Below are 5,298 nucleotides of genomic sequence, written 5' to 3'. Positions count from 1 at the left end.
TAAAGTTAGCCAAACATTTTTAGAAACTGAAAGTCGCTGCACTGAAAGTGCAGGGGTTCAACCTAGAAGGCCACAGGCTCGGTTTCGGGGCAAGCCTCCTTTCCGAAGAAAAGACACTTGTCGAATCCATGAAAGAGCGCCAGCTGGTACACCTGCTGCGGGAACTTTCCGGTTCCATCGAATATAACGCGCTTTTCCAGAGCAAAGCCCCATAAGAAAAAGCTCCGGTGTTTACCCCGGAGCAAATCTAAGTTTCCTTATCTAGAATTACTGAAGAATCGTGCGCAGTTTCTTCATGTTGCGTTTGTAATTTCTCCAGAACTGAGCCGCAGACGACTTATTGCTAGAGGTTTTCTTCAGCAGCGGATTCACGACCGGATATTCATCATCGTATGCCGGCCATTCTTCGTCGTCGTTCATCCAACTATCTTCGTCATCGTCAGGATACTCCGTTTCTTCACTCGTCACCCCAGCGAGATCCTGGAGGCACGCCGTAAATTCTAAGGTATTGTCCTTGGAGTAATACTCCACTCTCTTGCCAATGGCATTTTCTTCATTGGCATAGATATCCCCAGCTTCAACATAGTATCCCTTCAAATCGGCCTTGCAAGTAGAACTACTGATATCAGCGACATATTCATCATAGAAGTTGCAGCTTTTTCCGTCGGCGGAAATCGTCATGTTCAAAATGAAGTCGTCGTTTCTTTCAAAATCAGCCACCAGATTGCTGACATTCAAACTGTATGTTTTGTCGTTCAGGACAAACGTTTCCGCATTCTTCGACTTTGAGCTTACGACGATACCAAGTTCGGTTTGCAATTCCTCGATGTCTTCGGAATAATTTTCCATCATGGAATTATTGGAACTGATATAGTCGCTCATTCCGCTCAAGACTTTCAATATGGAATACATCAGTCCCGATTGAGCCACGTCGTCCGTATAGTAGTCATAATCATCGTAATCATAATCTTCTTCATCATCGTACTCTCCGGGAATATACCTTTCCGTTAAGGAAATCGAGTTGTCCGATATTTTCAGGGTTGTCTGTTCCCAACCATCGCCAATTCCAAAGCATTCCAACTCACCGTCGTTTTCTTCGCAAGGAATGGATACCCAGGTTCCCTTGATTGTAGCGGAACTTCCACCTACAAAGAATCCGAACGTCGAAGCATATTTATACTGCGCTCCAGATTCATCTGTATAGGTAGACACATCTTTTATTACCACAGCCGTATTTCCGTTCACCGAAAGTTTTAAGCTGTCCCTGACAAACGAAAGTTCATTTTCTGCCAATGAGATAAATTCATACTCTACAGTCGAGGTGTCGTTACCCCTATCAACCGTTTTCCACGACGCCGTTTCGGTCAATTCATCGACAACACAGTAGTCTTTTTTTCTCGATTCATAAGCGACAATCGTCTTGTTCTGTTCATCCAGGGTGATTATCGAAGCTTTAGCTTCTTTATAAACTTCCCCTGAACCCCCTGTAGAATTGAAGCTGGAATCATCGCCGCAGGCGATCAGGCCAAAAGCGGCGCAACAGCTGGCAAACGCGAGCAAGTGTTTGATTTTCGTAATTTTCTCCTTAGTATGATGGTTTGCTTTTTGAAATATAACCTCTAAAAAACAGAAAAGACAATTTATTTTTACGTTTAGATAAAAAAGTGTAGAGATTCACATTTCCAGGCTTTCTCTTTTAATTACATTTTCCTTGATGCGTTCGCTGTCCAAATTTACCGGGTTGGTACTGGTCCCACTTTGCATGGGCCTTGTCTGCTGTTCGTTCCCGGTACGCACGGGGTACGATCGCAATATCGGCGATTACAAGCCCGTCCCTGCAAGCGAAACCGCAACGGCACAAGCAGCAAGCAAGATATCCGAAACCGCGACGCAAGAGCCTCCGACATCGCAAAAATCGACCTCAGCCGTTCCGGATTCCGCCAAAAAGCCATTGAATTCCGCAGAAAAGGCTCGTGCCGCCATCAACAAGAAAGAAACCGCCAAGGCAGCAGCCAAGTCCACCCCCCGCGGGAGTTTCGAAAGCTACGCGCGTCAATGGCTCGGAGCAAAATACGGTTACGCCATGGCCACCAAGACCAAAACGGACTGTTCCGGCTACGTGATGCAGGTCTACAAAGGTTATTACGGCATCTCGCTGGACCACAGCGCCTCCAAGATGTACAAGGATAGCCGCGGAAAATCCGTAAGCCGCGGAAGCCTCAAGGAAGGTGACCTCGTCTTTTTCGGGAGCCTCTGGAAAATCGACCACGTGGGAATGTACCTTTCGGGAGACCGGTTCATCCATGCGAGCACGAGCAAGGGCGTGATGATTTCACCGATGCACGACAAGTACTGGAGCCCCAAGTACCAGGGAGCAAGAAGGTTCAGATAGGATTCAAGAATAAAAAATTCAGTGTAAGATCGATCCTTTTTCTAAAAAAATTTCTTTCGTCTCTCGTCTTTCGTCTTTCGTCTTATTTATATTTCTACTTATGAAAAAGATTGCATTCCAGGGCCGCAAGGGTGCCTATAGCGACTGCGCCGCGCATTACCTATTCGGCGAAGACATCGAGACCCTCCCGATGGATACATTTGAAGAAATCTACCAGGCGGTAGAAACGGGCGAAGCCGACGGCGGAGCCATTCCCATCGAAAATTCAACGGCGGGGTCCATCGAGGCAAACTACGACCTGCTTTACAAGTGGCGCCACCGCATCGTGGGCGAAGTCATGTTGCGAATCGAGCATACCCTGTGCGTGATGCCGGGCGTAAAGCTCGCCGACCTCAAACGCGTCTACAGCCACCCGCAGGCATTGGCCCAGTGTTCCAAGTTCTTTGCGGAAAACCCGCAGATCAAGGCCGTACCCGCATTCGATACCGCAGGTTCTGCCGAAGAACTCGCCGGAAGAAAGGCTATGGACGAAGGCGCCATCGCGAGCGCCTATGCAGCAAAGATTTACAACCTGGATATTTTGAAGGCGGGACTTGAAAATCTGAAGGGGACGAACTTCACGCGTTTCTATGGCATCCAGAAATCGCCCGCCACTTTCGACGGAATCGAAAGCGCCAAGACGACCATGCTTTTTGAACTTGCCGACGATCACGCGGTGGGAGCCCTTTACAATGCGCTCGGATGCTTCGCCAAGCGCGGAATCAACCTGACCCGTTGCGAAAGCAGGCCGCATCCCGACAAGCCATGGGAATATATTTTCCACGTATCCTTCGAGGCGAACGTGAACGAGGATCGCGCCCAGGCCGCCCTCGCCGAACTCAAGAACTACACGAGCCAGATGTACATTCTGGGAACATTCAAGAAAGGCGTCGTCGAGACACTGAAGTATTAAGAGGTTTTTATGGCATACGAACGTACCGACAGAAAGTTTGACGAATATCGCAACCTTAAAATGACCACGGGCTTTATTTCGAGCGCCGACGGTTCCGTCCTCATCGAGATGGGCCGCACCCGCGTCATCTGCAACGCCACCCTTTTACCAAAAGTCCCCGACTGGCTCGCCGGCAAGGGCACCGGCTGGATCACCGCCGAATACAGCCTGCTTCCGCAGAGTACCGGCAAGCGCGTGGAACGCGAGCGCAAGGGCGCGAGCGGCCGCACTCAAGAAATCCAGCGCCTGGTAGGCCGCTCGCTGCGCGGCGCAGCCGACCTTTCTGCCCTCGGCGAAAACGCCATCGTGGTCGACTGCGACGTGATCGAAGCCGACGGCGGGACACGCACCGCAAGCATTATCGGCGGCTTCGTCGCCCTTGCGCTCGCACTCAAGAAAATCAAGGCGCGCCTCGGCATTACGCAACAGATTTTGCAGCACGGCATTACCGCGATTTCCGTCGGCGTTGTCGCAGGCAAGCCCCTCTGCGACCTGTGCTATGTAGAAGATTCCGCAGCCGACGTGGATATGAACGTGGTGATGCAAGACGCAAAGAACTTCATCGAGGTGCAGGGCACCGGTGAACACGCGAGCTTCGACCGCAACATGCTCAACACGCTGCTCGACCTCGGCGAAAACGCCTGCAAGGACATCTACAAGAAACAGATGGAATTTATCGGCGGCGAACTACCGTAAGATTTAACGACCGTTCGCGCCCAAACAAGCGTATTCATCCTCGATGCGCTCACTCTCGCAAGCACGGCCCGTTGATACGGGCCGTTTCTTGCTCACAAACGACCGTTCGCGCTAGACTTTCCAGTCGCAGAAATTCTTGAGCATGGCAAGGCCCACATCGCCGCTCTTTTCCTGGTGGAACTGAGTGGCTATCAGGTTGTCATTGCCGACAATTCCTTGGAATGTTTGCGTACCGTAGGTCGTTTCGGCAAAGGCATATTCCGCAGGCACCACCGGGTGGTACGAATGAACGTAGTAGAAATCGCTCCCGTTCTTGATACCCTTCATAATCGGATGTTCACGCGTGAAGTTCACCTGGTTCCATCCCATGTGCGGAATCTTGAGGCCCGGTTCGTCCTTGAAACGCACCGCCTTGCCCGGAATGAGTCCAAGCGTCTTGACGCCGCCATCCTCTTCGCTTTCCTCGAGAATAATCTGGCAACCGATGCAAATGCCGAGCACCGGGTTACCGGATTTCACGACCGCCTTGATGGCATCGCCGATTCCCGTACGGGTCAAGGTTTCCATGGCCGATGCCGCCGCACCCACGCCCGGGAAAATAAGGCGGGTCGCCTTTGCAATCACGTCGGGATCGCGGCTGGACTTGGCGTCTGCACCGATATGCGCAAGCGCATTCATTACCGAAGTCAAGTTACCAGCGTTATAGTCGACGACGATGATGGGATTAGCGGACATAAAAACCTCTCTTTTTCAAGAGCAAAAATAGATTTTTTATGAGACTAGAGAACTTCGACAAACTCAGAATGACACTATGTGTCACTTATCTAAAAAATCCAGCGCTTCGCCGGCGAGTTCCACGCAGCGGTTGCAAGGGATAACGCCATTCGGACGGATTTCCTTGCACTTGGTGCAGTTCTTCGCCCCGCGCTTGAAGAAGTCCTCGATGGCATCGGCATGGTCCGGCTGCATCAGCTTTGCCGTGTAAAGCGCACCGCAAAAGCCATCCGGAGCCTGGCCACCTCCAAACCCGCGGAAAGTCTGTGCGGCATCGGTCGATTCCAATTCCGTCTTGCCCGTTCCACGGGCGTAACCGTAAGCCACAGCCATGGCGCAGTTGCCACGCTTGTCTGCGTGAAACTTTTTCGCTTCTTCTGCTATTGACATATGGGTACCTCTAAAAATACATTCATTTCCTGAAGATGGGCTTATTTGTCGTTTT

Annotated in this window: 7 protein-coding genes; 4 read left to right on the top strand and 3 right to left on the bottom strand. The window is 51.0% G+C overall.

Annotated features, from left to right (window positions below):
• Nucleotides 1-47 precede the first annotated feature (47 nt).
• A complete protein-coding gene (locus Q0P86_RS16455; RefSeq protein ID WP_294113940.1) occupies nt 48-215 on the top strand; it encodes a hypothetical protein in 168 nt (55 codons plus the stop codon).
• A 52-nt stretch (nt 216-267) separates the two neighbouring features.
• On the opposite strand, the gene Q0P86_RS16450 is transcribed toward Q0P86_RS16455, so the two are convergent.
• A complete protein-coding gene (locus Q0P86_RS16450; RefSeq protein ID WP_295040999.1) occupies nt 268-1,560 on the bottom strand; it encodes a hypothetical protein in 1,293 nt (430 codons plus the stop codon).
• Between the two features lie 154 nt (nt 1,561-1,714).
• On the opposite strand from Q0P86_RS16450, the gene Q0P86_RS16445 reads away from it, so the two are divergent.
• The 3 genes from Q0P86_RS16445 (at nt 1,715) to rph (ending at nt 4,079) form a co-directional block, all read left to right on the top strand.
• On the top strand, nt 1,715-2,392 hold the full coding sequence (locus tag Q0P86_RS16445; RefSeq protein ID WP_290996388.1) for a C40 family peptidase: 678 nt from the start codon (nt 1,715-1,717) through the stop codon (nt 2,390-2,392).
• 100 nt (nt 2,393-2,492) lie between these two features.
• Nucleotides 2,493-3,344, top strand: coding sequence for a prephenate dehydratase (locus tag Q0P86_RS16440; RefSeq protein WP_295040997.1), 852 nt, complete (start codon nt 2,493-2,495; stop codon nt 3,342-3,344).
• 9 nt (nt 3,345-3,353) lie between these two features.
• Nucleotides 3,354-4,079, top strand: a complete 726-nt coding sequence (gene rph, locus Q0P86_RS16435; protein ID WP_295040995.1) for a ribonuclease PH — start codon at nt 3,354-3,356, stop codon at nt 4,077-4,079.
• Between the two features lie 111 nt (nt 4,080-4,190).
• Here rph and hisH read toward each other — a convergent pair whose 3' ends face one another.
• Together hisH and Q0P86_RS16425 are read right to left on the bottom strand one after the other, a co-directional pair.
• Entirely contained in the window at nt 4,191-4,814 is a 624-nt protein-coding gene (hisH, locus tag Q0P86_RS16430; RefSeq protein WP_290996384.1) for an imidazole glycerol phosphate synthase subunit HisH, read from the bottom strand.
• An 81-nt stretch (nt 4,815-4,895) separates the two neighbouring features.
• Nucleotides 4,896-5,243 (bottom strand): hypothetical protein, encoded by a 348-nt coding sequence (locus Q0P86_RS16425; RefSeq protein ID WP_072976426.1) that lies wholly within the window; start codon nt 5,241-5,243, stop codon nt 4,896-4,898.
• Nucleotides 5,244-5,298: the final 55 nt, after the last annotated feature.

It is taken from the genome of uncultured Fibrobacter sp. (genome assembly GCF_946062555.1).
In the GTDB taxonomy this organism is placed as follows: Bacteria; Fibrobacterota; Fibrobacteria; order Fibrobacterales; family Fibrobacteraceae; genus Fibrobacter.
Note: the sequence above shows the minus strand (reverse complement) of the source record. Positions and strands in the feature narration are given on the sequence as shown.